Below are 25,257 nucleotides of genomic sequence, written 5' to 3' on the forward strand. Positions count from 1 at the left end.
ATCCGGCGCTACTGTATGGGGATCTCCCGGGGTAAGGCCAACGATGAAAACTGACACTCTTGGTGATAAAAACTCACAGACCTCGCGCCGACGCCTGCCGCCCCTAGGCGCCCTGCGCTGCTTCGAAGCGGCCGCTCGCCTGGAGAGTTTCACCCGGGCCGGCGCAGCCCTGCACCTGACCCACGGCGCCATCAGCCGCGCCGTGCGCAGCCTGGAAGACGACCTGGGCACTGCCCTGTTCGAGCGACGCAGTCACCGGGTGTTTCTCACTTCGGCCGGGGCCGAACTGCTGCACAGCGTGACCCAGGCCCTGGACCTGATCGAGAACACCAGCCGCCGCTTGCGGGCTCCGCCCCCCGGGGCACCGCTGGTGCTGTCCTGTGAACCGACCCTGCTGATGCGCTGGCTGATTCCGCGCCTGCCGGCGTTCCAGGCCGCCCACCCCGACATAGCCATCCAGTTGCTGGCTGGCGGCGGGCCCTTCTCGTTCAACGCCGGCATCGACCTGGCGATCCGCCGCAATGATTTCGCCTGGAGCGAGCAGACCCAGGCCCACTGGCTGTTCGACGAAGCCATTGGCCCCGTGTGCCGTCCGGACAAACAGCCTGACTGGGCGCCGCAGTCAAACGAGCAGGCAGTTCTCGCGGACCACGCCCCGCGCCTGCACAGCGCAACCCGGCCGCAAGCCTGGGAACACTGGCTGCAGTTGCACCCGATGCCGCGGCCTCAGGCGTCTTCGGAGCAGGTCTTCGAGCATTTCTACTTCAGCCTGCAAGCCGCGGTGGCGGGCTTGGGGCTGGCCATCGCCCCCTGGCAACTGGTGCGCGACGATCTGCGCGACGGACTGCTGTGCGCCCCATTCGGCTTCGTCGCCGACGGCAGTGCCTACTACCTGCTCTCGGCCCAAGCGATCAGCGACGACTCGGCGGCCGGTCTGCTGCTGCGCTGGTTGCGCCAGCAGGCCCTGGCCTAGAACCCGGGGCCGGGCAGCGGCCCCAGCGCCGGATCTTCGCCACTGAGCAGTTGCACCAGGGCCAGGGCGCCCTTCTGCAGCGGCCGGCTCTTGAGCCACACCGCATGCACCGGCAGCGACAGGCCGTTGTCGAGGTTCTTGAACTTCAGGCGCTGCAAGCGACCTGCCGTCAGCAGCGGCTGGATCACCGACAGCGGGAAATTGCCCCAGCCGATCCCGGCCTCCACCATGTGCAGGGCCATGGCCAGGCTGTCGGTGCGCCACAGCGACTCGCCCACCAGGGGCCGGGTATCGCTGATGGGCAGGTCGCGGCTGGCCACCACCACCTGGCGAACCCGGATCAACTCCTCCAGATACAGCGCCCCATCACTGGCCAAAAACAGCGGATGCCGGGGTGAAATACAGGCGATGATCCGTTCGCTGCCGGCGTACTGGAAGTATTCCAGGGCGTTCACGCTCAGGCCGGCGAAGGCCACGCCGACACTGACCCGTCCGCTGTGCAGCAGTTGCAGCACGTCATCCTGAGGAGCGCTGAGCACTTCCACATCCAGCAACGGATAGCGCTCGGCCAGCAGCTTGATGGCTGCCAGCAACCGCTGCTTGTCGATGTCATCCACCACCGCGATCGACAGTGTGCTCTCCAGCCCCAGGGACAGCTCGATGGCATGCACCTGCAACTGCTTGAGCTGATCGGCAATCAGCCGGGCATGGGGCGCGAGCGACAGGGCCAGGGGCGTCGGCACCGGCTCGCGATGACGGCGATCGAACAGGGCGTACCCCAGTTCGGCCTCAAGGTTGGCAATGCCCATGCTCACCGCCGAGGGCACCTTGCCCAGGGCGCGGGCCGCCGCAGAAAAGGAACCGCGCTCAAGCACGGCAAGAAACAACTGGATGCTGTCGCTGGAAAAATTCATGGGCACAACCTATCAGTAAAACTGAAAGCTTCCGACTTTTTCTATCATGGACATTGAAGCTATCTTTCGCGCCCCGTGCCAGCCCAGCCCTGGCCACCTGCATTCAATACCGAGGAATTCCCATGCAAGGCGTGAAACGCAAACTGCTCTACGTATCCCTGTTCGAGGTGTTCGGCATGACCTTCTCGGCCCTCGGCCTGGCCCTGCTGTCCGGCACCTCGCCCAGCAGCACCGGCCCGCTGGCGGTGGTGATCACCAGCATCGCGGTGACCTGGAACTTCATCTACACCAGTCTGTTCGAACGCTGGGAAAGCCGCCAGCCGTCACGCACCCGCACCGTCAAGCGACGCATCGCCCACGCCGTGGGCTTTCAACTGACCCTGATCGTGTTCCTGATCCCGCTGATTGCCTGGTGGATGGGCATCAGCCTGGTACAGGCCTTTCTCCTGGACCTGGCGCTGATCCTGTTCATCCCTTGCTACACCTTCGTCTTCAACTGGCTGTTCGACCGGGTCTTCGGCCTGCCGGCCTCGGCCTTGCCCGACCCGGCCTGAAGCGCGGACAAACATCCGGAGGCACATTGGCCATCGCCGAGGACCAGGCACACTGATAGATTCCCATGGCCCGCCTGAGCCACGAACAAGGAAGCGTCATGGGAACCCCCTACAGAATTCTCGGCAAAGCCTCGTCCATCAACGTCAGAAAAGTCTTGTGGACCTGCGAGGAACTCGGCCTTTCCTACCAACAGGAAGATTGGGGCAGCGGCTTCCAATCGACCCACACTCCCGAGTTCCTCGCCCTCAACCCCAATGCCCAGGTTCCGGTGCTGATCGATGACGCCGGCGCCCTGTGGGAGTCCAACAGCATCTGCCGCTACCTGGCCAACCTGCACCCCGGCAGCGGCCTGTTGCCAATCGCCCCACGGGCCCGGGCCCTGGTGGAACAGTGGATGGACTGGCAGGCCTGCGAACTCAACCCGGCCTGGAGCTACGCCTTCATGGGCCTGGTGCGCCGGCATGCGGACTACCAGGACTCTCGGCGCATCGACGCCAGCCTGCAGGCCTGGAACGCCAAGATGGCGATACTCGAACAACAGCTGCAGCGCTCCGCAGCCTATGTCCTCGGGGAGCACCCGAGCCTGGCGGACATCGTCCTCGGGCTCTCGGTCAACCGTTGGAAGATGACCCCCATGGAGCACCCGGACTTCCCCGCCATAGACGCCTACTACGAGCGCCTCAGCCTGCGTCCGGGCTTTCGCCTGCACGGACGCAACGGCACCCCCTAGCCTGGGCCACAGCATTACCTAGCCACCGGAGATTGGACATGGATGGACTCAACGTATTGCTGACCGGCGCCTGTGGCCGGATCGGCAAAGTATTCTTCCAGGGCTCGCAGGAGCGCTACCGCTTCACCCTGACCGACCGCGTCGAACCGGACTTCGAGATCCCGGCGCCCCACCGCTTCGTGCGCCTGGATCTTGACGACCCGCAGACCATTGGCCGTCTCCTGCCGGGCATCGACGTCGTCGTCCACCTGGCCGGCATCCCCCATGCCAGCGCCAGTTTCGAGCAACTGTTGCCCAACAATATCCTCGCCACCACCTACCTGTTCGAGGCCGCCGTCAACGCCGGCTGCCGGCGCCTGGTGTTCGCCAGCAGCGCCCAGACCATCGAAGGCTACCCGGTGGATCGACAGATCACGGCCAACATGCCGGTGATGCCGGCCAACCTGTATGGGGTCAGCAAGTGCTACGGCGAGGCACTGTGTGCCTTCTATGCCGCCAGGCGCGGGCTGTCCTGCATCGCCCTGCGCATCGGCGCCTTCGAGTTCCCCGAGCATCACGAGCTGACCAGCAGCCGCGACCTCAGCGCCTGGCTCAGCCCCCGAGACGCCCTGCAGTTGCTGCAACGGGCCGTGGAAACCCCCGGGGTGCAGCACTTCATCGGCCACGGTATCTCCAACAATCGCTTCAAGCGCCTGGACCTCAGCGACACCACGCGGGTCCTCGGCTATGAGCCGGTGGACGACGCCTTCCAGGAGGACTTCGGCATACCCATCACCTACTGAGCGCGGCCCTCGGCAAACCCGGGCGGCGCTTGCCAGAAAGCGGCAAGACTTGTCCGCCCGCGGACAGCCCGGCAGTGCTCGAGCGCGCCAATCCCTTGATATTGAAGGCCGATTTTATTAGGCATGGATCTTGCTGAACTACTCGCCTAGTTCTCTCACACAGGTTCCCGATAATGTTGGTCAACGCCCAGAAATCCGTTTCGGTGCAGCCCACCTCGCGCACCGATATGGACCCGACCACTGCAGCCGCCAGCGCGCTGTACAGCGGCATGCTGCAGCAGGCCCAGAACTCCGTCACCGTGCCGACGTCCCAGTCCAGCCTGCAAGGCAATACCGTGGACGACAACGTCAATGCCGCGTTCGCCAAGACCCGTGTCCTGCTCCAGGCCACGCCGCCGACTTCCAGCACGCCACAGGCCAATAGCGCCACCGAGTCCAGCGCCTTGAGCGAGTTCAAGGACTACATGAGCAAGACGCCCGAACAGCGTCTGCGCGACAGCATCCTCAAGGATATGGGCCTGACCGAAGAGGACCTGAAAGACCTGCCACCGGAGCGCCAGCTGGCGATCAACCAGGAAATCGCCGAGCGCCTGAAGGACAAGATGCAGTTGGCCAAGGAAGAGGCTGACACCAAGACCAGCGCCAAGCCGATCGACGAGAAATTCCTCGCCTCGCTGTAATCGCGCACGACGAAAAAGGGTTCCCAACGGGAACCCTTTTTTGTGCCCGCCGCCCCCCGATCACTGCAACTGCAGGGTCGAGTTGAACTGGCTGATGGCATCCACCACATGTCGCGAGCCTTGCTGGATCTCCAGGATCACCTCCCCCGCCTCATTGGCCAGTTCGACCCCGACGCCGGTGCGGCTCAGGCTCGATTGCATGCTGGTGACCGCGCTCATCGACAGGTCGTGGTTCTTGCGCACCACTTCGACGATTTCCACCGTGGCCTGACTGGTGCGCGCCGCCAGGCTGCGCACCTCGTCCGCCACCACCGCAAAGCCTCGCCCATGCTCGCCGGCCCGAGCCGCCTCGATGGCCGCATTGAGCGCCAGCAGGTTGGTCTGGTCGGCGATTCCGCGAATGGTCTGGACGATGCTGCCGATGATCTCCGACTGCTTGCTCACCGCATCGATGCTGCGCGCCGCTGCGTTCAGGTCGTGAGAGATCTGCTGGATAATCTGCACCGTCTGCTGCACCACCTGCGAGCCCTTCTGGGCACAGGCGTCGTTCTGTACCGAGGTGCTGTGGGCGGATTCGGCGGCGGATTGCAGGCTGGTCATCTGCTGGGTGATATCGCTGGCAAACTTGACCACCTTGTACAAGCGGCCCTTGGTGTCGAACAGGGGGTTGTACGAGGCTTCCAGGAACACCGTCTGGCCGTACTTGTTTTCCCGTTCGAAACGATGGGAGTGATACTCGCCACGGTTCAACGAAGCCCAGAATTGCTTGTACTCCGATGACTCGGCTTCAGCCCGGTGACAGAACATGCTGTGGTGCTGGCCAAGGATTTCATTCAAGGGGTACTGCATGGTCTTGAGGAAGTTGTCGTTGGCCTTGAGGATAGTGCCGTCCGGACTGAACTCGATAATCGCCATGGAACGGCCGATGGCATTCAGCAGGCTCTGGTTTTCATGTTCGATATGGATGCGTTCGGAGATGTCCGACGCCACCTTGATCACACTCTTGACCCGACGATCGGCATCGAACACCGGCATGTAGCTGGCTTCGAGCCAGATCTCCTCGCCCCGCTTGTTCAGCCGCAGGAAGGTGCCGCTGACCGGTTCTCCCCGCCCCAGGTCGCGCCAGAGCTTGGCGTATTCCTCGCTGCGGTAGAACTCTTCCTCGCAAAAGATCCGGTGATGCTTGCCACGTATCTCTTCAGCGGAATAACCCATGGTCTGGCAGAAGTTTTCGTTGGCATCGAGCACGATGCCATCGGGCGAAAACTCGATCATCGCCATGGAGCGGCTGATTGCCGCCAGCTTGGCGTTGGCCTCGGCCAGCGCACAATTAAAACGCTCGATCTCTTGCAGGTCAGCCTTGTGATGTAGGTTAAACATGGTTGTATCACCTTCAACGCTGTCTTTTGATTGACGGAAGTTCCTAGTCTTTCAACTGAGCCACTACAACGTTCGATAAAACACGGCAAACACCCCCCTTCATATGAGAGAGGAATTGTCAGGTGATCAATGATGTTCAATCGGAGAGTTCATATTGCAACGCTCTTATCAAGCCATCCTTTTCTTGATGCCCGATAAACGGGCCGACCCAACAAAGAAAAGAAACTCCATCTAATTAATTACTCCCGAACCGCTGGTGCCTCTAGTTGCGCACTCTCGTCTTTGTTCATGTTATCGCTGCCGTTCCCTGGATAAACAATGTGCAAACACCCGCTGCAAGGGCAAACATCGAGGGGTGATGGGACAGTACCGGACAACGCTATCCATAGGTTTTTTCACAACTGAGCATAGACAGCCGCGCCCCCTATGCAAGGCCACCAGTCAGTCGGTTTTCACAACTTTCAACATCATTGGAAGCATTCTCAACAAGTGCCCAACAAGGCATTAAAGAATGTTCTGACTAACCGCCCTCAAGTATCTGCACGAACGCCTGAACCATACCGTTGGCCTCACGACCCGGTGCCGCTACCAGGGCAAACCGACGCTCGATGGGCCGACTCAACGGCAGCACCCGCAACCCCTGGCGCAGCTCCGGCAGGGTGCTTTCCGGTACCAGGGTCACCCCCAGCCCTTCACGCACCAGGCTGAATGCGCTGTTCCACTCCCGCACTTCGATCCGCACGTCCGCCAGTGGCACGCCGGCGTCGGCAGCCAGACTGCGAGCATTCACCGAACAACCGCCAGTGGCCAGGACAAAGGGCTGTGCCAGCAAGGTCGCAAGGTCGATGCTCGCCGCCTGCCAGGGGTGCTCCCGGGGCAACACCGCCACCCACGAGTCCAGCCCCAGCAACCACGAACGACGCCCGGCCGCGGGGTTCAGCACCACCCCCAGGTCCACCAGCTGCGCCTCCAGCAGGGCTTCGACCTCATCGTCGCTGACCTCCAGCTGCACCACCTCGATCCCCGGGTGCAACTGCCTGAAGCGCCGCAGCAAGGGCGGCAGAACCTGCGCCAGGACCATGGGAAACCCCGCCAGGCGCAGGCTGCCGTGGAGCATGCCGCGGGCCGCGTCGACCTGGCGCCGCACCTGGGCCAGGGCCCCCAGCATCACCCGCGCCTGCTCCAGCACCTGCAGGCCGATAGCCGTAGGCAGCGCCTGACGACGCTCGCGGATGAACACCTGTACACCAAGCATGTCCTCCATCTGCGCCAGAGCCTGGCTGGCCCCGGACTGGGTCATCCCCACTTCCTCGGCGGCACGGGTGATGGTGCCGCACTCGGCGATCGCCACCAGCAGGCGCCAGTGCATCAGGTTCATCATGGCAGTAGCTGTCCTTATGGCTGCTTTCTGAAAAATGAATTTTACCCATGCCAGCAGCCTCGCCGACACTGCTTCGACCCTTCACTCGAGAGCCGCCGATGAAACTCTACTACGCCCCTCAAGCCTGCTCCCTGGCCTGCCATATCGTGCTGCGGGAACTGCAACTGCCGTTCGAAGCGATCCGTGTCGACAATCGCAGCAAGCGCACGGCCGATGGTGAGGACTTCCTCGCCATCAACCCCAAGGGCTACGTTGCCGCCCTGCAACTGGACAACGGCGAAGTGCTGACCGAGGGCCCGGCGATCCTGCAGTACCTCGCCGACCTCAAGCCCGAGGCCGGTCTGGCGGCCCCACAGGGCAGCTGGCAACGGGTACGGCTGCAGGAAACCCTGAACTTCATCACCAGCGAGGTTCACGGAATCATGGGCTGGCTGTTCAACTCAGCGCTGGATGACAAGGCCAAGGACCTGTTCCGGCAAAAGCTGTTCAAGCGCTTGGCGCTGCTGGAGCAGATCCTGGAGCACCAGGACTACCTGCAGGGTGGACAGTTCAGCATTGCCGATGCCTATCTGTTCACCGTGCTGCGCTGGACCGCGGTGTTTGCCATCGACCTGGTCGCCTGGCCAGCCTTGCTGAAGTACCAGGCACGAATCGAGCAGCGCCCGACCGTGCGAGAGGCACTGGCGCTGGAAATGGCATAGAGGAGCTGGAGAGAACCAGGCGCGCCCGAGAGCAGACAAAACCAAGCCCGCAGTGCGGGCTTGATCAAAGCGATCAATGGCCGAAGATGTTCACTTCGGTTTTCTTGGCCTTTTTCTCGGCGCGTTTCTCGTCCGCGCTCTTGGCCGGTTTCTTCTTGGCGTTTTTCTTGGCGTTCATACCTTTGGACATGACTGCGACTCCACTGTGGCGGGATAGGCTTGAGGTATAGCACCTATGGACAGCCAGGGTTCCTTTATAATCCGCCGTGTCCCGTTGCAACCCCGGAAACCTCATGCCCAGCCTGCAGATCGGCCCGCTCGACGAGGCCTCTCGTCCCTTGCTGAACAAGTTCTATCGCCAGCACCGTTCGTCCATGCGTGCCTCGGCCGAGGGTCAGCTGTGGGTGGTCAGGGAGGGCGAGGTCATTGCCGGGATGAGCCTGGCCCCGGTGGCTCAGGGGCATTGGCTGACAGGTTTGTTCGTCGCCCCGTCCCACCGTGGCCAGGGGCTGGCGGCGCAGTTGGTGCAGCAAGCCCGACAGGCCGTGCCAGGCCCGCTCTGGCTGTTCTGCCACCCGGACCTGGAAACTTTGTATCAACGCATGAGTTTCACCCGCGCGACGCACCTGCCAGCGCCCCTGGCCGAACGCCTGGCCCGCTACCAACGCAGCAAGCCGTTGCTGGCCATGGGCGCCCCGGCCTGCGACCAGCCCCCGTGAGCCGAGGCCGGAAGATCAATCGTCGGCGTTGGGATCGAGATCGGGAAACAGCACCTCAGTGAACCCGAACTTGCTGAAGTCACTGATCCGCGACGGGTACAGCCGACCGATCAGATGATCGCATTCATGCTGCACCACCCGGGCGTGAAAGCCCGACGCCACGCGCACCACCGGCTCGCCCTTGGGATCGAAGCCTTCGTAGCGAATGTGCTGGTAGCGCTGCACCGCTCCGCGCAGTCCGGGAACCGAGAGGCAGCCTTCCCAGCCTTCTTCCAGCACCGGGCTCAGCGGAGTGATCAGGGGATTGATGAGGATGGTCTGGGGCACCGCTTCGGCGTCCGGATAACGTTCGCTGTGCTCGAAGCCGAAGATCACCAGCTGCAGGTCGACACCGATCTGCGGCGCTGCCAGCCCCACGCCTCCGACACTTTCCATGGTCTGGAACATATCGTCGATCAGCTCCCACAACTGCGGACTGTCGAACATCTCGGGCGGCACCGGCGGGGCAATACGCAGCAGGCGTTCATCGCCCATTTTGAGGATTTCACGGATCATGTTCAGGCTTCGTCAGTAGTGGGATGGAGCGAGTGGTCCCGGCCCAGTCCAGAAACGTGTTGTTTATCGCCGAGCCCGTCAAAGTCCTTTTCGCCAGGGTCCTTGCCTTCGGCCGACATGTGTTCGATCACCGCATTCATCTCCGCTCCGAGCAACAGCACGGCCGAAGAGATATAGAAGTACAGCAGCAGCACGATGATCGCGCCGATACTGCCATACATGGCGTTGTAGTTAGCAAAGGTTTTCACGTAGTAGGCGAACCCCAGGGACGCGACGATCCACACCACCACCGCCAGCACCGAACCGGGGGTGATAAAGCGGAATTTCTGCTTCACATCCGGCATCACGTAATACATCAGGGCCACGGCCACCATCATCAGCAGCACGATCACCGGCCAGCGCAGGATGGTCCACAGGGTGACGATGAACTCTTCCAGGCCCACCTGCCCGGCCAGCCAGGTCATCACCTGCGGCCCCAGCACCATCAGCGCCGCAGCGGCCAGGAGCATGCCGGCGATACCCACGGTGTAGAAGATCGACAGCGGAAAACGCTTCCAGATCGGCCGCCCCTCGACCACGTCGTAGGCCGCGTTCATCGCGCTCATCATCAGGCGCACGCCGGCCGAGGCGGTCCACAGCGCGATGACGATACCCACGGAAAGCAGCCCGCCCTTGGACTGCTGCAATTGGTCGATCACCGGGTTGACCTGCTCCAGCGCCTGGGGCGGCAACACCAGTTCCGATTGCAGGCGCAGCCAGCTGAAGAAGTCCGGCAAGTGCAAGAAACCGATCAGGGCAATGAGAAACAGGATGAAGGGGAACAGCGAGAACAGCATCTGGTAGGCCAGTGCCGAGGCGTAGGTGGACATCTCGTCCGCAATGAATTCATGCACCGTGCGAATCAGCACTCGGTGCAAGGGCAAACCTTTGAGGTCCGGAAAAATCATAGCGTCTCCTTTCGCCGCAAAAAGGTTGAAGTCGAAAGCGACTCAGGGGGCGTTTTCTACAACAAATTAGCTCAGTTGGCGAACCGCAACCATGACAACACGTGGATTGGCTGATTGCCCCTCTGAGCCTGAACATAAAAACGGCCATCCTTGGATGGCCGCTGCGGTGCATCATCGATCCCGGGAGTTTCAGGCCTTGTCGATGGTTTTCTTCACCGCATCCTTGGCTTTGCCCAAGGCTTGCTGGGCTTCACCCTTCTTCTCCTGCACCTTGCCTTCTACTTGCAGTTTGGTGTTGTCGGTGGCCTTGCCGACACCTTGCTTGACGTTGCCGATGGCTTCGTTGGCCAGACCTTTTGCCTTATCTGCTGTGCTGCCCATGGTATTTCTCCGTAGAACATTCATTGATCAAACAAAGAGGATTTGCGTCGTTACCCAAGGTTGACTCGTGGCCGTTGCGCAGAGTTTCAATTTTTTTCGTCGGGCATTTCATCGCCGTTGCCAGGTTGCGCTTTATGTTTGCCGGGCAACCCGGGAGAATGCTCGGCCTGTTCAGGCCAAGCACTGAAGATCCAATCCCCGTAGGAATGTTATGAAACTCGATAAAAAGCAGGCCATCGCCCGCAGAAACCAGGAACTGGGCGGTGCGGTGCTGGGCGTCAACAACTGCCATTTCGCGGAGCTGAACCGCAATCGCAACATCTGGTGGTTCGATATCCTGGTTACCCGCCTGGCCATCGGTCAGTACGAGTGGGTCCACCTGCTGCTGCACACCCCGGACACCGACCAACTGCTGCACCTGAAAGTGCCGACGGTGTTCCTGCGGGAAAAACTCGAAGGCCTGGTGATCCGCAACCAAGGCAAGCGCAAGGCCGCCCTGAGCCTGGAGCTGAGCGCCGACAAGGACTCCTTCCTCAAGGACGTGCGCCCCGCCGGCACCGGCGTGAGCTTTGCCCAGTTCCAGCAATAAGCCGCCGCTGGCGCGCGCCCATGAAAAAGCCCCGCACTGGCGGGGCTTTTTTGTGGACGCTGCGGCCTACTTCTTCACGCCGAGCTTCTTCAACTCTTCGTCACGCAGTTCGCGGCGCAGGATCTTGCCAACGTTGGTGGTCGGCAGGGCATCGCGGAACTCCACGGCCTTGGGCACCTTGTAGCCGGTGACATTGGCGCGCATGTGCTCCATCACCTGTTCCTTGGTCAGGGTCACTCCCGGCTTGGCGACGATGAAGATCTTGATGGTCTCGCCGGATTTTTCATCCGGTATGCCGATCGCCGCGCACTGCAGCACGCCCGGCAGCGAGGCCAGCACATCTTCCAGTTCGTTGGGGTAAACGTTGAAGCCCGAAACCAGGATCATGTCCTTCTTGCGGTCGACGATGCGGATATAGCCGTCCGGCTGGATCAGGGCAATGTCACCGGTCTTCAGCCAGCCTTCGCTGCTGAGGACTTCGTCGGTGGCGTCCTGGCGCTGCCAGTAGCCCTTCATCACTTGCGGGCCCTTCACGCACAACTCGCCGACTTCGCCCAGCGCCAGCTCTTCGCCGGCGTCGTTGACCACCCGGCACAGGGTCGAAGGCACCGGAATGCCGATGGTGCCGATCTGGATGTTCTGGATCGGGTTGACCGTGGCCACCGGGCTGGTTTCGGTCATGCCGTAGCCTTCGCAGATCGGGCAGTTGGTCACTTCCTTCCAACGTTCGGCGGCCGCCAGCTGCAGGGCCATGCCTCCGGAGAGGGTGACTTTCAGCGCAGAGAAATCCAGCTTGCGGAAGGCTTCGTTGTTGCACAGGGCCACGAACAAGGTGTTGAGGCCGACAAAACCGCTGAACTTCCACTTCGACAGTTCCTTGACCATCGCCGGCAAGTCCCGCGGGTTGCTGATCAGGATGTTGTGGTTGCCCATGAGCATGATGGCCATGCAATGGAAGGTGAACGCATAGATGTGGTACAGCGGCAACGGCGTGATGAGGATCTCGCAGCCCTCATTGAGGTTGGAGCCCATCAACGCCTTGCACTGCAGCATGTTGGCCACCAGGTTGCGGTGGGTCAGCATCGCGCCCTTGGCCACGCCGGTGGTACCGCCGGTGTACTGCAGCACGGCCACGTCACCGCTGGCGGGATTGGCTTCCTGCACCGGCTGGCCGCGGCCCTTGCTCAAGGCGTCATTGAATTTGACCGCCTGGGGCAAGTGATAGGCCGGCACCATCTTCTTCACGTACTTGACCACACTGTTGATCAGCAGGCGCTTGAGTGGCGGTAGCAGATCCGCCACTTCCGTGACGATCACATGCTTGACCCCGGTCTTGGGCACCACGCTTTCCGCCAGATGGGCCATGTTGGCCAGGCAGACCAGGGCCTTGGCCCCGGAGTCATTGAATTGGTGTTCCATTTCCCGCGCGGTGTACAGCGGGTTGGTGTTGACCACGATCAGACCGGCGCGGATCGCGCCGAATACCGCGACCGGGTATTGCAGCAGGTTGGGCAGTTGCAGAGCGATTCGATCGCCGGGCCGCAAATCGGTATGCTGCTGCAGGTACGCGGCGAAGGCCCCGGACAATTCATACAACTCACCGTAGGTGATTGTCTTGCCAAGGTTGCTAAAGGCCGGTTTGTCAGCGAAACGTTGGCAGGATTGTTTCAATACCGCCTGAATATTCGGATACTCGTCTGGATTGATATCGGCAGCAATTCCAGCTGGGTACTTATCCTTCCAAAAGTCTTCGATCATGGAAGCCCACTCCTCAGCAACGCGAATTCATCACCGCAGTTGATGCGATTATTATTTGTCTGTGTTTTTTATTGGTGTCTATTGTTGGTGAGTCTGGCTGTTTACTCAGGCCGAGAAGTCACAAAGCGCGCCGAGAGTAGCAGCTTTGAAAAAGGCCGCCTAGAGCCAAAGAAGGCCTGAATAGTCACATTTTTGACTCAAGACCATTTAATGGTCATTTTTAGAGTAAAAATTCTATCACTTTGAATTCCGCTCTAGTCCGGGGCTTTGCACCCCTTAAATGACTCGGGGGCCAGCCCGTTGCGTCAACCGGCTGGCCCCCGAGGGAGGAACTCAAGGATCAGGCGATGTCACGCAACTCGCGGCGCAGGATCTTGCCCACGGGCGTCATCGGCAGCGACTCACGCAGGACAATGTGCTTGGGCACCTTGTAGGCGGTGAAATTCTCCTTGCAGTAGGCCTTGAGCTCTTCCAGGCTGACCCCCGCTTCACGGGGCACCACAAACAGCTTCACCGCCTCGCCGGAACGCTCGTCCGGCACGCCGATCACCGCGCAGTTGGCGACCTTGGGGTGCGCCATGACCACATCTTCGATCTCGTTGGGGTACACGTTGAAACCCGAGACGATGATCATGTCCTTCTTGCGATCGACAATGCGCACAAAACCGTCCGGATCGATCACCGCGATATCCCCGGACTTGAACCAGCCTTCGGCGTCCAGCACCTCCGCGGTGGCTTCGGGCTTGTTCCAGTAGCCCTTCATGATCTGCGGCCCCTTGATGCACAGCTCGCCGCGCTCGCCCAGCGGTTGCTCGTTGCCCTGGTCATCAATGACCTTCAAGGTGGTGCCCGGCACCGGCAGACCGACCGTGCCCAACCGCGAGCGGTCGCCGTAGGGGTTGGTGCACGCCACCGGCGAGGTTTCGGTGAGGCCATAGCCTTCGGTGATCCGGCATCCGGTCAGTTGCTGCCAGCGTTCCGCCGTGGCCTTGACCAGGGCCGTGCCACCGGAGTTGGTCAGTTTGAGGCTGGAAAAATCCAGGTTCTTGAATTCCGGATGATCCATCAGCGCCACGAACAGCGTGTTCAACCCCAGCAGCGCGGAAAACCGCCACTTCTTCAACTCCTTGATGAAGCCGCCGATGTCTCGCGGGTTGGTGATCAGCACGTTGTGGTTGCCGGTCACCATCATGCACATGCAGTTCGCGGTGAAGGCATAGATGTGGTACAGCGGCAGCGGCGCGATCATCACTTCCTGGCCTTCGCGCCACTGGGTATGGCCATCGGGCCCGTGCTGGCCGAGGCAGGCCCGGGCCTGCTGCATGTTGGCCACCAGGTTGCCGTGGGTCAGCATTGCCCCCTTGGCCAGGCCGGTGGTGCCACCGGTGTACTGCAGCACGGCGACATCCTCCAGCCCCGCCTGCAGCGGCTTGATCCCCAGGCCGCGCCCAAGGCGCAAGGCACTCTTGAAGGCGATGGCCTGGGGCAGGTGATAGGCCGGCACCATCTTCTTGACCTTGTCCACCACGGTGTTGACCAGCCAGCCCTTGGCACTGGACAGCATGTCGCCCATCCTGGCTTCGATCAGGAACTGGATGTCGGTGTCGCCCAACACTTCCTGAACCTTCTGCCCAAACACGTTCAGGTAGACCAGGGCCCGGGCCCCGGAATCCTTGAATTGATGACGCATCTCCCGCGCGGTGTACAGCGGGTTGGTGTTGACCACCACCAGCCCGGCCCGCAGCGCGCCGAACACCGCGATCGGGTACTGCAGGACATTGGGCATCTGCACCGCGATACGATCCCCCGGAACCAGGTCGGTATGGCTTTGCAGATAACCGGCGAAGGCCGCGCTGTAGCGTTCCAGCTCGGCGTAGGTGAGGGTCACCCCCATGTTGCTGAACGCCGGGCGGTCAGCAAACTTCTTGCAGGAACGCTCAAACACCTCGATCACCGACTTGTAGGCCCCCAGATCGATCTCGTTGGGCACGCCGGCGGGGCGCTTATCATTCCAGAAATCAGGTTGCATTATTCTTGTCCTCTTTTTGCCTGAACGGTCCGGGCCGCCACTGTAACGCTATCAGCGGCGGGGCTCCTCGGACGTTAGCAGCTATGGCGATTCAGGCAAATATGCGCAAGTGTGTCATTAACTGTGTGAATCTTGCGTCCAACAGGCCGACGAATCGGACGGACACACCTTGATGCGCTATAAAGTGCAGCGTCTCCGAGCAAAGGAATCGCCATGACCCACGACACCTTCTGGTTGACCACAAGCGACCACCAACGGCTCTTCGTCAACCAGTGGCTGCCCGAGCCTCCGCTCAAGGCGGTGATCCTGCTGTCCCACGGCATGGCCGAGCACAGTGGGCGCTATGCCCGACTGGCGGCGGCCCTGTGCGCCCAAGGTTATGGCCTCTATGCCCCGGATCAGCGCGGCCACGGCAACACCGCGCAGCACGGCGTGCTCGGCCACTACGCGGATCACGGCGGCTGGAACAAGGTGGTCGGCGACCTGGCCAGCCTCAACCAGCACATCGGCCAGCAGCACCCTGGCACCCCCATCGTGCTGCTGGGCCACAGCATGGGCAGCTACATCGCCCAGGCGTACCTGCTGCACCACAGCGCCAGCCTGCATGGGGCGATCCTCAGCGGCTCGAACTTCCAGCCCGTGGCCCTGTACCGCATCGCCAGCCTGATCGCCCGTTTCGAACGCTGGCGCCAGGGCGCAAAAGGACGCAGCGCCCTGATCGAGTGGCTGTCCTTCGGCTCGTTCAACAAGGCCTTCAAACCCAATCGCACCGCCTTCGACTGGCTCAGCCGCGACCCGGTGGAAGTCGACAAGTACGTGAATGACCCCTTGTGCGGCTACCGCTGCAGCAACCAGCTATGGATCGACCTGCTGGGCGGCCTGCAGCAGATCAGCAAGATTTCCAACCTGGCGCAGATCGATCCGGGCCTGCCGTTGCTGGTGATGGGCGGTGAATGTGATCCGGTAAGCGCCGGCAAGCGTCTCAAGGATCTGGCCAACGCCCTGCGCGAGGCCGGCAGCCAGTGCCTGCAACTCAATATCTACCCGCAAGCGCGTCATGAGCTGTTCAACGAAAGCAACCGTGACCAAGTGACCCACGACGTCCTAGCCTGGCTCGATCAGGCCCTGCTACACCGTCGCCCGCCCCGCGCGGAGTAAGGGCTGGCGCAGTCGCTACGTTCATTTATCTGTCAGAGGATTTCAGCAACATGACCCAGGTTACCAACACCCCTTACGAAGCCCTGGAAGTCGGTCAGACCGCCCAGTACAGCAAGACTGTCGAAGAACGTGACATCCAGCTGTTCGCCGCCATGTCCGGCGACCACAACCCGGTGCACCTGGACCCCGAGTTCGCCGCCGCCACCATGTTCAAGGAGCGCATCGCCCACGGCATGTTCAGCGGCGCGCTGATCAGCGCCGCCGTGGCCTGCGAGCTGCCAGGCCCGGGCACCATCTACATCGGCCAGCAGATGAGCTTCCAGAAGCCGGTGAAGATCGGCGACACCCTGACCGTGCGCCTGGAAATCCTCGAAAAACTGCCCAAGTTCCGCGTGCGCATCGCCACCCGCGTGTTCAATCAGCGCGATGAGCTGGTGGTGGACGGCGAGGCCGAGATCCTTGCCCCACGCAAGCAACAGACCGTGACCTTGCCGACCCTGCCGGCCATCACCATCGGCTGAGCCTAGCTCACGGCAGGAGCCGGCTTGCCGGCACAGGCGACGCCCAGCGGTTTGCCGGTTCCTACCGTTTGCCCCCCTCCTCCACTTGCACGCTGGCGGTCATGCCGGCACTCAGGTTGATGCCTTCAGGCACCTTGTCGAGCTTGATCCGCACCGGTATCCGCTGGGCCAGGCGCACCCAGTTGAAGGTCGGTTCGACTTCCGCCAGCAGTTGCCCGTCAGGGGTGGCGTTGCGATCGGTAATACCCCGGCTGATGCTTTGCACGTGCCCCTGCAAGGCATCGCCGGCACTCATCAGCCAGACCTTCACCGGATCGCCGACCTGAATCCGCGGCAGCTTGGTTTCCTCGAAATAGGCCTGCACGTAGAACGTCGAATCATCGATCAACGCCATCACGGGCTGCCCGGCGTTGACATAGTTGCCTTCGGCCAGACGCAGATTGGTGATGTGCCCATCGCGGGGCGCGTGCACCTGACTGCGGGCCAGGTTCAATTCGGCGACCTTGGCCTCGGCCTGGGCCTGGCGCAGTTCGCCGCGGGCGATACCGGCGTTGATCTGGGCGTTCTCCCGCAGTTCGGCACTGATGGCCTGGGGCCCCAGGGCGGCGCGGCGGCTGGCCTCGTGCTCGCGCAGGCTCAGTTGCTGCTGGCGGGTCTGCACCACCGCCTGGGCCTTCTCCAGCGCGGCCTCGAAACGGTCGCGATCGATGCTCAGCAGCAAATCACCGGCCTTGACATGCTGGTTGTCCGCCACCTTGAGCTCGCGCACCCAGCCGGATACGTCCGGGGCCACGATCACCACATCGGCACGGATCCGCGCATCCCGGGTCCAGGGCGTGAGCATGTAGTACTGCCACAGGTGATACCCGGCGAAGATCGCCACCGCCACCAGGCACAAGGTCACTACGACACGTACGGGTGTACGCATAATCAACTCCTTATAAAGGTCCCAGGACCACCGTGATCAGGGTCAGGACACACACGTAAAGGGCGCAATCGAACAGGGCTTCATGCCAGATCCAGCGCCCCAGCCCGGTGACTCGCACCAGCCCTCGCAGGCCGGCGGTGACCACCAGGGCCAGCACCACATAAATCAGAAACGGGCTGAGCAGCACCCCGCCCAACGACCACTCACGCAGCCCCATGGCTGTCCTCCTGCTGCCGGCACCAACTGCGCCAGCTGTTGTGCAATTGCACCACCGCGCCCTTGGCCAGCTTCAAGGCGTCGCTGGGCGGCTGTTGTTCCAGGGCGGCGAGCAACGTAGCGCTGGGCTGCGCCAGCGCTTCCTGGCAGGGGCCCGCCGGTCCCTGTTGCAGAACCCGTTGCAAGTGCTCGAAATACTCGCGCTGCGCGGCACTGACCGGCACCTGGGCCACCGCCAGACTCAGGCGCAGGTGCAGCAGTTCGTCACCGATATCCAGGCCCAGCAGACCATCGTCCCAGCGGCTGCGGGCCGGTTCCGGCAGCTCCGGGTAATGCCGGGCCAGTTGCAGCAGACGGTCGGCCATGCGCCCGCCGAACCAGCTTTCCGCGCCCCGCAGGTTACGCCGGGTCAGGCGCACCAGATCGCTCAGGGTCGCCGCCAACAGACGCCGGCCATGCCAGGCCGGATCGCGCAGGATCAACAGGTGAAAGGCCAGCACCGCAGCCCCCACCCCCAGCACCATGGCCTGGGCGTTATTGAAGAAACTGGCGACATCGAAACTCATGCGGTTCATCGGCGAGATCAACACGATGAAGTGCAGGCAGAACGAGGTGGCCGTGGCGCCGATCTGCGGCTTGGCCATGCCCAGTGCGCCGAAGAACAGCGGCACCCCCATGGCCATGGCCAACATCGCGAATCCGCTCCATTGCGGCAGCAGGATCTGCCCCACCAGGAACGCCGCCGGAATCGCCAGGAAGATCCCGCGCATGAAGCTCATGCCGATCTGCGCGCCGTTTTCACGACTGGCGAACAGGCTGCAGACCACGCAGGTCAGGAGCATGGCCCCGGAGGCCGCCGGCCAGGCCGTGGCCAGCCAGAAGCTGGCCACGGTCAGGAATGCCAAGGCACTGCGAGCACCGAACACCAGGGCCAGCGACAGGTCGCGATGAGGCGTCAGGGTCGCCGGCTGCTCCAGCGGCGCGCGCCCTTCCTGCACCGCTTCCAGCGCGTTGCTTGCCGCCAGGGCGGTGTCCAGCAGCAGCGCCAGGCGTGCCAGGCAAAAGCTCTGCGCCGCGCTGAGCCGGGAATCATGGGAGGCCTCCAGCAGGCGCGGACGCAACGCCTGCAGAGCCTGTTTGTCGGAGCCGCCCAGGGCCTCCTGCACCGGCTCCATCAAGGGCTGCAGTTGCCTGGCCTCGTCGGCGTCCAACTGTTTCCACTGGCGGCGTACCGACCGGGCAATCCGCAACAGCATCAGCAGCTTCTGGCTCAGGCCACTGATGGCCCGCGCTCGCTGGCGGCCCATTGGCCCTTCGAACCAGGCGTGTTCCCGCTGGGAATCCACGGCGACAATGCGCCCGAGTATCTCCAGCAAGCCCTGACGTGCCAGCGCATCGCCGGCCAGGGTCGCGCGGGCCGCCTGCATTCCGCTGTGCCAGGCGCTGCGAGCCTGATCCGCCAGTTGCCGCTCTACCCGCATCGGCCAGATCAGGGCACTGCTGGCCGTGGCGCAGATGATCCCCAGGGAGATTTCCGTGCAACGGGCCACGGCCTGATCGAACACGGTCAACGGGTGGCTGATGGCGGGCAAGGCGATGATCGCCACGGTGTAGCCCGCCAGCACGAAGGAATACGACCAGGCACTGCGCAGCAGCGTGGAGCTGGCGGTACACACCCCCAGCCACAGGGCCAGGGCCAGCAGAAACAGCCAGGGGGTCTGGGCGAACAGCCCCATGAACAGCACCGACATCAGGGTACCGATCAAGGTCCCCAGCAGCCGGGCCAGCCCCTTTTGCAGAACCATTCCGGACAACGGCTGGGCGACGATGAACGCGGTCATCAGCGCCCAGGCCGGCTGCTCCAGGCCCCAGCGCAAGGCCAGCCACAGCGCCAGACCGCCGCCCAACAGGGTCTTGATCGCGAACTGCAAAGCGGGAAGGCTGGGCGCAAGCAACGCCTGCAAGGTAATAGGCACGAACCGGGACTCTCGAAGGGATGAATTAACCATAGTCGTGATCGCCACGAGCGGGCGCGGGCTAATTATTAGCTAGCTAACTAAATCCCGTCCAGCACTAAATCCCGGGCATAAAAAAACGCCAGGCTGGCTGGCGTTTTTGACAGGTTTATGACTTACGAACGGGCACGGGCCTGGTTGCGCAAGGCTTTGACCTGATCGTGATTGCGTTGCACGCCGTGGTACTGGCGCTCCACCACATCACGAATCCCCACCAGGTTGTGCTTGCCGATTTTCTCCAGGGCTTCCTTGTAGGACTTCAGCGCGTGATCTTCACCGCGTTCGGCCTCGTTGAGCACCGACTCCTCGTCCTTGCCGGTCACCAGCGACTTGAGGTCGACCCAACGGCGATGCAGGTCGCCACTGACACTGGTGGAAGTTTCCGGATCGCCGCCCATGGAGCGCACCACCGCCTGCAATTCCGCAGCGGCCGTCGCGCAGTCGCTGGAGCGCTTAATGAACAGCGCCTTGAGCTCCGGATGCTTGATGTCTTCGGCACAGGTCTTGAACCCCTCCTGACCGTCCTTGCTGGTCTCGATCAGGCTGTTGAGTACCGAAATCGCTTCTTTATTCAAGTCAGTCATTTTCTGGTTCCTTACGGGTGGGGAGAGTTGAGTCAACGGTTGAGTTAACTGCTGACCTAACCTTTGCACCCGCCATGCCAGACACTGGATATAAATTTTTTACTTATATTTCAAAAAGTTAGAAAATATCCAAAAATCTGTATCCGCGTTATTTGCATGATCTGTCATTTGGCCTGCATGCAGAATGCCTGTATTTTCACAGGCGTTCGTACCACCGCCTGGCGACCCCCATGACTCCTGAAACACTTGAACTGCTGGTCACCCGGGAAATGCCCTTCGGCAAATACAAGGGCCGCATCCTCGCCGACCTGCCCGGCCCCTACCTGAACTGGTTCGCCCGCGAAGGCTTCCCCAAGGGGGAATTGGGTGGCCTGCTGGCCCTGATGCAGGAAATCGACCACAACGGCCTGTCCGACCTGCTGGACCCGCTGCGCGCCAAACACGGCAAACCCAAGCCCCGTCACTGAACAAGAGCCCGCCATGCCAAGGACTGCCGACACACTTGCCCGCGACGAACAACACTGGCAAGGCATTGCCCGCCAGTTCGACCTCGAACCGGGCCCGATCAACCTGGAAAACGGCTATTTCGGGCGCATGACCCGCACCGTGGCCGAGGAATACCAGCACCACATCCAGTGGGTGAACCGCAGCAACTCGGTGCTGGTACGCCAGCGCTTCGAACAGGTCGACGCCCTGCAGATCCGCGGCCAGCTGGCCGCACTGCTGGGGGTCCCGGACAATGCCGTGGCCCTGACCCGCTGCGCCTCCGACGCCCTGCAGTCGCTGATCCGCAACTACAACCGCCTGCAACCGGGCGACCAGGTCCTGGTCAGCGACCTGGAGTACGACACGGTCAAAAGCGCCATGCGCTGGCTGGCCCGCCAGCGCGGGGTCGAAGTGATAGAAATCGTCCACGTGCACCCTGCCAGTTTTGACAGCCTTGTCGGCACCTACACCACTGCCTTCCAGCGTTACCCCAGGCTCAAACTGATGCCCCTGACCTACGTCACTCATCGCAGCGGCCTGGTCATGCCGGTCCAGGCGATTGCCGCCGCGGCCCGGGAACATGGTGTCGATATCATCCTCGACGGCGCCCATGCCCTGGGCCAGATCGACTTCGACCTGGCCGAGCTGGGCATCGCCTTCGCCGGTTTCAACCTGCATAAATGGATCGGCGCACCGCTGAGCCTGGGCTTTCTCTATATCCACCCCGAGCGCCTGGACGACATCGACCCGGACATGGACGAGTTCCACTTTCCAAGGGACGACGTGCGCGCCCGCACGCCCTACAGCACCCCGAACATTCCTGCGCTGATGACCCTGCCCCGGGTGTTCGAGGAACACCGGGCCATGGGCGGCGCGGCAACCAAGGGCGCGCGCCTGAACTACCTGCGACACACCTGGAGCGAAGCGCTGCGCGAGCTGGCGGGGGTCGAGATCATGACCCCGCAGGACCCGCGCCTGTGCTGCGCCATCAGCGCCCTGCGCTTCACCGGGCACCCAGACCAGCAGGCCCTGGTGAATCGCCTGCTGCAGGACTACAACCTGTTCACCGTGGTCCGCAACGGCGCAGGGTTCGGCCCCTGCATCCGCATCACGCCGGGGCTGGCGACACCCCTTGAGCACATGCAGCGGCTGATCCAGGCCGTGACCGATCTGGCCCGCCATTAAGATCCGCGAGCAGCGCCCCCGGCCCGGCAACAGCCGCGCCTGCCAAGCATCGCCGCGTTGCAGGCCGGGGCGCTCGAACGCTACCGGACTTTTCTCCAGGCAAAAAAAACGGTGCACCGACCAAGCGCACCGTAAAGCCGTAGAACACACCAACGAATCAGATAAAACTTCAGTCCAGCAGGGCCAGGGCCTCGGCCGTGCATTCTTGAATCCGCGCCCAGTCGCCGTTCTTGATCCACTCAGGATCGAGCATCCAGCTACCGCCCACGCACATCACATTCTTCAAGGCCATGTAGCTCTTGATATTGGCCGGGCCGACGCCGCCGGTCGGGCAGAATTTGACTTCGCCGAACGGCCCGCCCAGGGCCTTGATCGCCGCCACACCGCCACTGACTTCCGCCGGGAACAGCTTGAAGCGGCGATAACCCAGGGCATACCCCTCCATGATTCCGGAGGCGTTGCTGATCCCCGGCAGCAGCGGGATCGGGTTGGCCACGCTGGCTTGCAGCAGGTCACGGGTAATCCCCGGGGTGACGATGAACTGCGAGCCCGCCGCCTCCGCCGCGGCAAGCATCTGCGGATCGAGCACGGTGCCGGCACCGGTCACCAGCTCCGGACGCTGCTCGCGCAGGATCTGGATGGCCTTGAGGCCGAACTGGGAGCGCAGGGTCACTTCCAGGGCCGTCAGGCCACCGGCGGCCAGGGCATCGGCCAGTGGCAGTACATCCTGCTCCCGGGCGATGGTGATCACCGGCAGGATCCGCGCCTTGGCGCAGAGGCTGTCGATCAGGGCAACTTTGTCCGCCATGGAAACGGTCGGGGATAGGTTTGTCATAGCGGCTGATCCTTGGCTCATGGGCACCAGTAAATCTCTAACGGGGTTTGCAGGAAGGCGCGAATCGGCATCTCGGCGACAGCGTCACCAGCCAGTGCGGCACTCAGGGTGGCCAGCTTGGACTGACCGGAAATCGACAACAGCGAATGACGGGCCGAGGCCAGCAAGGCCCGACTCATGCTCAGGCGCTGATGGGGCACGCTTGGCGCCAGCATCGGCCAGCAGCGGCGAGTGCCGTCGGCCTGGAGCGCTTCGGCCAGGTTCGGGCTGTTGGGAAACAGCGACGCGGTGTGTCCGTCATCGCCCATGCCCAGTACCAGCACATCGATGCCCGGCAACTCCGCCAGCAGACGATCGGCCTGCTGGGCCGCCTCCTCCAGATTGGCCGCAGCGCTGTAGAGGCTTAAGAAACCGGCCTTGGCCACCGGCCCCTGAAGCAGGTAACGCTTGAGCAGGCCGGCATTGCTGTCGGCGTGTTCCACCGGCACCCAGCGCTCGTCCGCGAGGGTGATCAGCACCTTGGACCAATCCAGCTCCTGCTTGACCAGGGCCTGGAAAAACGCCACCGGGCTGCGACCACCGGACACCACCAGGGTCGCCTTGCCGCGGGCGGCAATGGCCTCGCGCAGCAGGTGGGCCACGCGCAGTGCCTGGCCTTCGGCCAACAGGGTCGGGCTGCGGAACTCGTGGGCGGCTACACCCGCCGGCAGTTGCAAATCAGATATCGCCATACCAGGACCTCCCATCCCGCGTGATCAGTGCAATGGAGCTCATCGGCCCCCAGGACCCGGCCGCGTACGGCTTGGGCGCATCACCGGACTTCTTCCACCCGGCGATCAACTGGTCACACCACTTCCACGCGGCTTCGATTTCATCTTTGCGGACAAACAGGTTCTGATTGCCGCGCATCACTTCCAGCAACAACCGCTCGTAGGCATCGGGGATCCGCGCGCTGCGATAGGTGTCGGAAAAATTCAGTTGCAGCGGACCGCTGCGCAGTTGCATGCCCTTGTCCAGGCCCTGCTCCTTGGTCATCACCCGCAGCGAAATGCCTTCGTCCGGCTGCAGGCGGATGATCAGCTTGTTGCTGATCTGCAGGCGCTGCTCGGGGGCGAAGATATAGTGTGACGGTTCCTTGAAGTGGATGACGATCTGCGACAGTTTTTGCGGCATGCGCTTGCCGGTGCGCAGGTAGAACGGCACCCCGGCCCAACGCCAGTTGCGGATATCGGCCCGCAGGGCGACGAAGGTTTCGGTGTCGCTCTGGGTGTTGGAGTTTTCTTCCTCCAGATAACCCGGCACCGACTGGCCCTCGCTGTGGCCGGCGATGTACTGGCCGCGCACCACCTGGGTGGTCAGGCCTTCCGGACTGATCGGCGCCAGGGCCTTGAGCACCTTGACCTTCTCGTCACGGATGCTGTCGGCGGAGAGGTCCGCCGGTGGGTCCATGGCGATCAGGCACAGCAGCTGCAGCAGGTGGTTCTGGATCATGTCCCGCAGTTGGCCGGCCTTGTCGAAGTAACCCCAACGGCCTTCGATGCCGACCTTCTCGGCCACGGTGATTTCCACGTGGGAGATGTAGTTCTGGTTCCACTGGGTTTCGAACAGGCTGTTGGCGAAACGCAGGGCGATCAGGTTCTGCACCGTCTCCTTGCCCAGGTAGTGGTCGATCCGGTAGATGCGGTTTTCCGGGAAGAACTGGGCCACCGCGTCGTTGACCTTGCGCGAGGAATCCAGGTCCGAGCCGATGGGCTTTTCCAGGACCACGCGGGTGTGCTGGTTGAGCCCGACCCGGGACAGGTTCTCGCAGATCGCGCCATAGACCGCGGCCGGAGTGGCGAAGTAGGCGATCAGCCGCTGTTCGCTGCCGGCGCGTTCGGCCAGCGCCACGTAGTCCTCGGCCTTGAGGAAATCCACGTGCAGGTAGCTCAGGCGGGCCAGGAAGGTCTTGAGAACCTGGGCATCGATGTCCTTGTCGCCGACGTACTTGCGCAACTCGGTTTCGATGTTCGCCAGGTGCTCCTGTTCGCTGCCCGGCTCACGGGCCAGGGCCAGAATCCGCGTGTCGTCGTGCAGCAGACCGGCGGCATCGAGTTGGTACAAGGCAGGAAACAGCTTACGCAGCGCCAGATCGCCCAGCGCGCCGAACAAGGCAAAGGTGCAGGGTTCAACCGTAATCGAAGGCATGATGTTTGTTCTTTTATCAAGTTAAGCTACAAATACCTTTTTTCAAGGCATCACTCAAGGAAAAATGT

Annotated in this window: 27 protein-coding genes and 1 pseudogene; 12 read left to right on the forward strand and 16 right to left on the reverse strand. The window is 62.4% G+C overall.

Going from position 1 to position 25,257, the window contains the following annotated elements; all coding sequences use genetic code 11:
- Positions 1 to 43 precede the first annotated feature (43 nt).
- The gene (locus POS17_RS22920; RefSeq protein WP_060840653.1) at positions 44 to 973 is read left to right on the forward strand and encodes a LysR family transcriptional regulator; all 930 of its coding nucleotides are present in this window, start codon (positions 44 to 46) and stop codon (positions 971 to 973) included.
- On the opposite strand, the gene POS17_RS22925 is transcribed toward POS17_RS22920, so the two are convergent.
- Complete coding sequence (locus tag POS17_RS22925; RefSeq protein ID WP_060840654.1) at positions 970 to 1,887, reverse strand: LysR family transcriptional regulator; 918 nt, start codon at positions 1,885 to 1,887, stop codon at positions 970 to 972. The two genes, POS17_RS22920 and POS17_RS22925, sit on opposite strands and share 4 nt — an antisense overlap.
- Positions 1,888 to 2,009: 122 nt before the next feature.
- Here POS17_RS22925 and POS17_RS22930 point away from each other — a divergent pair, with 122 nt between their 5' ends.
- From POS17_RS22930 to POS17_RS22945, 4 genes are all read left to right on the forward strand, one after another.
- The gene (locus POS17_RS22930; protein WP_016967280.1) at positions 2,010 to 2,441 is read left to right on the forward strand and encodes a PACE efflux transporter; all 432 of its coding nucleotides are present in this window, start codon (positions 2,010 to 2,012) and stop codon (positions 2,439 to 2,441) included.
- A 98-nt stretch (positions 2,442 to 2,539) separates the two neighbouring features.
- Positions 2,540 to 3,172, forward strand: a complete 633-nt coding sequence (locus POS17_RS22935) for a glutathione S-transferase family protein (RefSeq protein ID WP_060840655.1) — start codon at positions 2,540 to 2,542, stop codon at positions 3,170 to 3,172.
- A 38-nt stretch (positions 3,173 to 3,210) separates the two neighbouring features.
- Entirely contained in the window at positions 3,211 to 3,954 is a 744-nt protein-coding gene (locus POS17_RS22940) for an NAD-dependent epimerase/dehydratase family protein (RefSeq protein WP_060840656.1), read from the forward strand.
- 173 nt (positions 3,955 to 4,127) lie between these two features.
- A complete protein-coding gene (locus POS17_RS22945; protein WP_060840657.1) occupies positions 4,128 to 4,634 on the forward strand; it encodes a hypothetical protein in 507 nt (168 codons plus the stop codon).
- Positions 4,635 to 4,694: 60 nt separating this feature from the next.
- Here POS17_RS22945 and POS17_RS32805 read toward each other — a convergent pair whose 3' ends face one another.
- From POS17_RS32805 to POS17_RS22955, 3 genes and pseudogenes are all read right to left on the reverse strand, one after another.
- Complete coding sequence (locus POS17_RS32805; protein ID WP_442963174.1) at positions 4,695 to 5,234, reverse strand: methyl-accepting chemotaxis protein; 540 nt, start codon at positions 5,232 to 5,234, stop codon at positions 4,695 to 4,697.
- A 12-nt stretch (positions 5,235 to 5,246) separates the two neighbouring features.
- A pseudogene (locus tag POS17_RS32810) lies at positions 5,247 to 6,014 on the reverse strand (PAS domain-containing protein); the annotation flags it as partial.
- A gap of 520 nt (positions 6,015 to 6,534) precedes the next feature.
- On the reverse strand, positions 6,535 to 7,395 hold the full coding sequence (locus POS17_RS22955; protein WP_060840659.1) for a LysR family transcriptional regulator: 861 nt from the start codon (positions 7,393 to 7,395) through the stop codon (positions 6,535 to 6,537).
- A gap of 98 nt (positions 7,396 to 7,493) precedes the next feature.
- On the opposite strand from POS17_RS22955, the gene gstA reads away from it, so the two are divergent.
- Entirely contained in the window at positions 7,494 to 8,096 is a 603-nt protein-coding gene (gene gstA, locus POS17_RS22960) for a glutathione transferase GstA (RefSeq protein ID WP_060840660.1), read from the forward strand.
- Positions 8,097 to 8,389: 293 nt separating this feature from the next.
- Positions 8,390 to 8,815 (forward strand): GNAT family N-acetyltransferase, encoded by a 426-nt coding sequence (locus POS17_RS22965; RefSeq protein ID WP_060840661.1) that lies wholly within the window; start codon positions 8,390 to 8,392, stop codon positions 8,813 to 8,815.
- Positions 8,816 to 8,830: 15 nt separating this feature from the next.
- Here the strand turns inward: POS17_RS22965 and def are convergent, their stop codons facing one another.
- The 3 genes from def to POS17_RS22980 all read right to left on the reverse strand — a co-directional run bounded on the left by def (position 8,831) and on the right by POS17_RS22980 (position 10,698).
- A complete protein-coding gene (def, locus tag POS17_RS22970; protein WP_047305712.1) occupies positions 8,831 to 9,370 on the reverse strand; it encodes a peptide deformylase in 540 nt (179 codons plus the stop codon).
- Positions 9,371 to 9,372: 2 nt separating this feature from the next.
- Positions 9,373 to 10,317, reverse strand: coding sequence for a YihY/virulence factor BrkB family protein (locus POS17_RS22975; RefSeq protein WP_060840662.1), 945 nt, complete (start codon positions 10,315 to 10,317; stop codon positions 9,373 to 9,375).
- A gap of 189 nt (positions 10,318 to 10,506) precedes the next feature.
- Positions 10,507 to 10,698 (reverse strand): CsbD family protein, encoded by a 192-nt coding sequence (locus POS17_RS22980; protein WP_060840663.1) that lies wholly within the window; start codon positions 10,696 to 10,698, stop codon positions 10,507 to 10,509.
- Positions 10,699 to 10,909: 211 nt separating this feature from the next.
- Here POS17_RS22980 and POS17_RS22985 point away from each other — a divergent pair, with 211 nt between their 5' ends.
- Complete coding sequence (locus POS17_RS22985; RefSeq protein WP_060840664.1) at positions 10,910 to 11,287, forward strand: hypothetical protein; 378 nt, start codon at positions 10,910 to 10,912, stop codon at positions 11,285 to 11,287.
- A 66-nt stretch (positions 11,288 to 11,353) separates the two neighbouring features.
- On the opposite strand, the gene fadD1 is transcribed toward POS17_RS22985, so the two are convergent.
- Together fadD1 and fadD2 are read right to left on the reverse strand one after the other, a co-directional pair.
- Positions 11,354 to 13,045: a long-chain-fatty-acid--CoA ligase FadD1 gene (gene fadD1, locus POS17_RS22990; RefSeq protein WP_060840665.1), complete on the reverse strand. Its 1,692-nt coding sequence runs from the start codon at positions 13,043 to 13,045 to the stop codon at positions 11,354 to 11,356.
- A 340-nt stretch (positions 13,046 to 13,385) separates the two neighbouring features.
- Positions 13,386 to 15,074 carry a long-chain-fatty-acid--CoA ligase FadD2 gene (gene fadD2, locus POS17_RS22995; RefSeq protein WP_060840666.1) on the reverse strand — a complete coding sequence of 563 codons (1,689 nt, stop codon included), beginning with the start codon at positions 15,072 to 15,074 and terminating at the stop codon, positions 13,386 to 13,388.
- 213 nt (positions 15,075 to 15,287) lie between these two features.
- Here fadD2 and POS17_RS23000 point away from each other — a divergent pair, with 213 nt between their 5' ends.
- Together POS17_RS23000 and POS17_RS23005 are read left to right on the forward strand one after the other, a co-directional pair.
- Positions 15,288 to 16,232, forward strand: a complete 945-nt coding sequence (locus tag POS17_RS23000; protein WP_060840667.1) for an alpha/beta hydrolase — start codon at positions 15,288 to 15,290, stop codon at positions 16,230 to 16,232.
- Between the two features lie 50 nt (positions 16,233 to 16,282).
- On the forward strand, positions 16,283 to 16,753 hold the full coding sequence (locus tag POS17_RS23005) for a MaoC family dehydratase (protein ID WP_011062855.1): 471 nt from the start codon (positions 16,283 to 16,285) through the stop codon (positions 16,751 to 16,753).
- Between the two features lie 61 nt (positions 16,754 to 16,814).
- Here POS17_RS23005 and POS17_RS23010 read toward each other — a convergent pair whose 3' ends face one another.
- The 4 genes from POS17_RS23010 to POS17_RS23025 all read right to left on the reverse strand — a co-directional run bounded on the left by POS17_RS23010 (position 16,815) and on the right by POS17_RS23025 (position 20,496).
- Positions 16,815 to 17,681 (reverse strand): efflux RND transporter periplasmic adaptor subunit, encoded by an 867-nt coding sequence (locus tag POS17_RS23010; RefSeq protein ID WP_060840668.1) that lies wholly within the window; start codon positions 17,679 to 17,681, stop codon positions 16,815 to 16,817.
- 10 nt (positions 17,682 to 17,691) lie between these two features.
- Complete coding sequence (locus POS17_RS23015; protein WP_060840669.1) at positions 17,692 to 17,898, reverse strand: DUF1656 domain-containing protein; 207 nt, start codon at positions 17,896 to 17,898, stop codon at positions 17,692 to 17,694.
- Positions 17,885 to 19,873 (reverse strand): FUSC family protein, encoded by a 1,989-nt coding sequence (locus POS17_RS23020; RefSeq protein ID WP_060840670.1) that lies wholly within the window; start codon positions 19,871 to 19,873, stop codon positions 17,885 to 17,887. Before POS17_RS23020 ends, POS17_RS23015 begins: the two co-directional genes overlap by 14 nt.
- A gap of 155 nt (positions 19,874 to 20,028) precedes the next feature.
- The gene (locus tag POS17_RS23025; RefSeq protein WP_060840671.1) at positions 20,029 to 20,496 is read right to left on the reverse strand and encodes a ferritin-like domain-containing protein; all 468 of its coding nucleotides are present in this window, start codon (positions 20,494 to 20,496) and stop codon (positions 20,029 to 20,031) included.
- Between the two features lie 230 nt (positions 20,497 to 20,726).
- On the opposite strand from POS17_RS23025, the gene POS17_RS23030 reads away from it, so the two are divergent.
- Positions 20,727 to 20,963: a DUF3820 family protein gene (locus tag POS17_RS23030; protein WP_015636734.1), complete on the forward strand. Its 237-nt coding sequence runs from the start codon at positions 20,727 to 20,729 to the stop codon at positions 20,961 to 20,963.
- A gap of 13 nt (positions 20,964 to 20,976) precedes the next feature.
- Positions 20,977 to 22,167 (forward strand): aminotransferase class V-fold PLP-dependent enzyme, encoded by a 1,191-nt coding sequence (locus tag POS17_RS23035; protein WP_060840672.1) that lies wholly within the window; start codon positions 20,977 to 20,979, stop codon positions 22,165 to 22,167.
- 169 nt (positions 22,168 to 22,336) lie between these two features.
- Here POS17_RS23035 and POS17_RS23040 read toward each other — a convergent pair whose 3' ends face one another.
- From POS17_RS23040 to zwf, 3 genes are read right to left on the reverse strand one after another with little or no spacing between them, the layout of a single operon-like run.
- Positions 22,337 to 23,002: a bifunctional 4-hydroxy-2-oxoglutarate aldolase/2-dehydro-3-deoxy-phosphogluconate aldolase gene (locus tag POS17_RS23040; RefSeq protein ID WP_060840673.1), complete on the reverse strand. Its 666-nt coding sequence runs from the start codon at positions 23,000 to 23,002 to the stop codon at positions 22,337 to 22,339.
- 17 nt (positions 23,003 to 23,019) lie between these two features.
- Positions 23,020 to 23,733 (reverse strand): 6-phosphogluconolactonase, encoded by a 714-nt coding sequence (gene pgl, locus POS17_RS23045; RefSeq protein ID WP_060840674.1) that lies wholly within the window; start codon positions 23,731 to 23,733, stop codon positions 23,020 to 23,022.
- Complete coding sequence (gene zwf, locus POS17_RS23050) at positions 23,720 to 25,189, reverse strand: glucose-6-phosphate dehydrogenase (protein ID WP_060840675.1); 1,470 nt, start codon at positions 25,187 to 25,189, stop codon at positions 23,720 to 23,722. The genes pgl and zwf overlap by 14 nt, the downstream gene beginning before the upstream one ends.
- Positions 25,190 to 25,257: the final 68 nt, after the last annotated feature.

This window comes from Pseudomonas sp. Os17 (genome assembly GCF_001547895.1).
Classification (GTDB): Bacteria; Pseudomonadota; Gammaproteobacteria; order Pseudomonadales; family Pseudomonadaceae; genus Aquipseudomonas.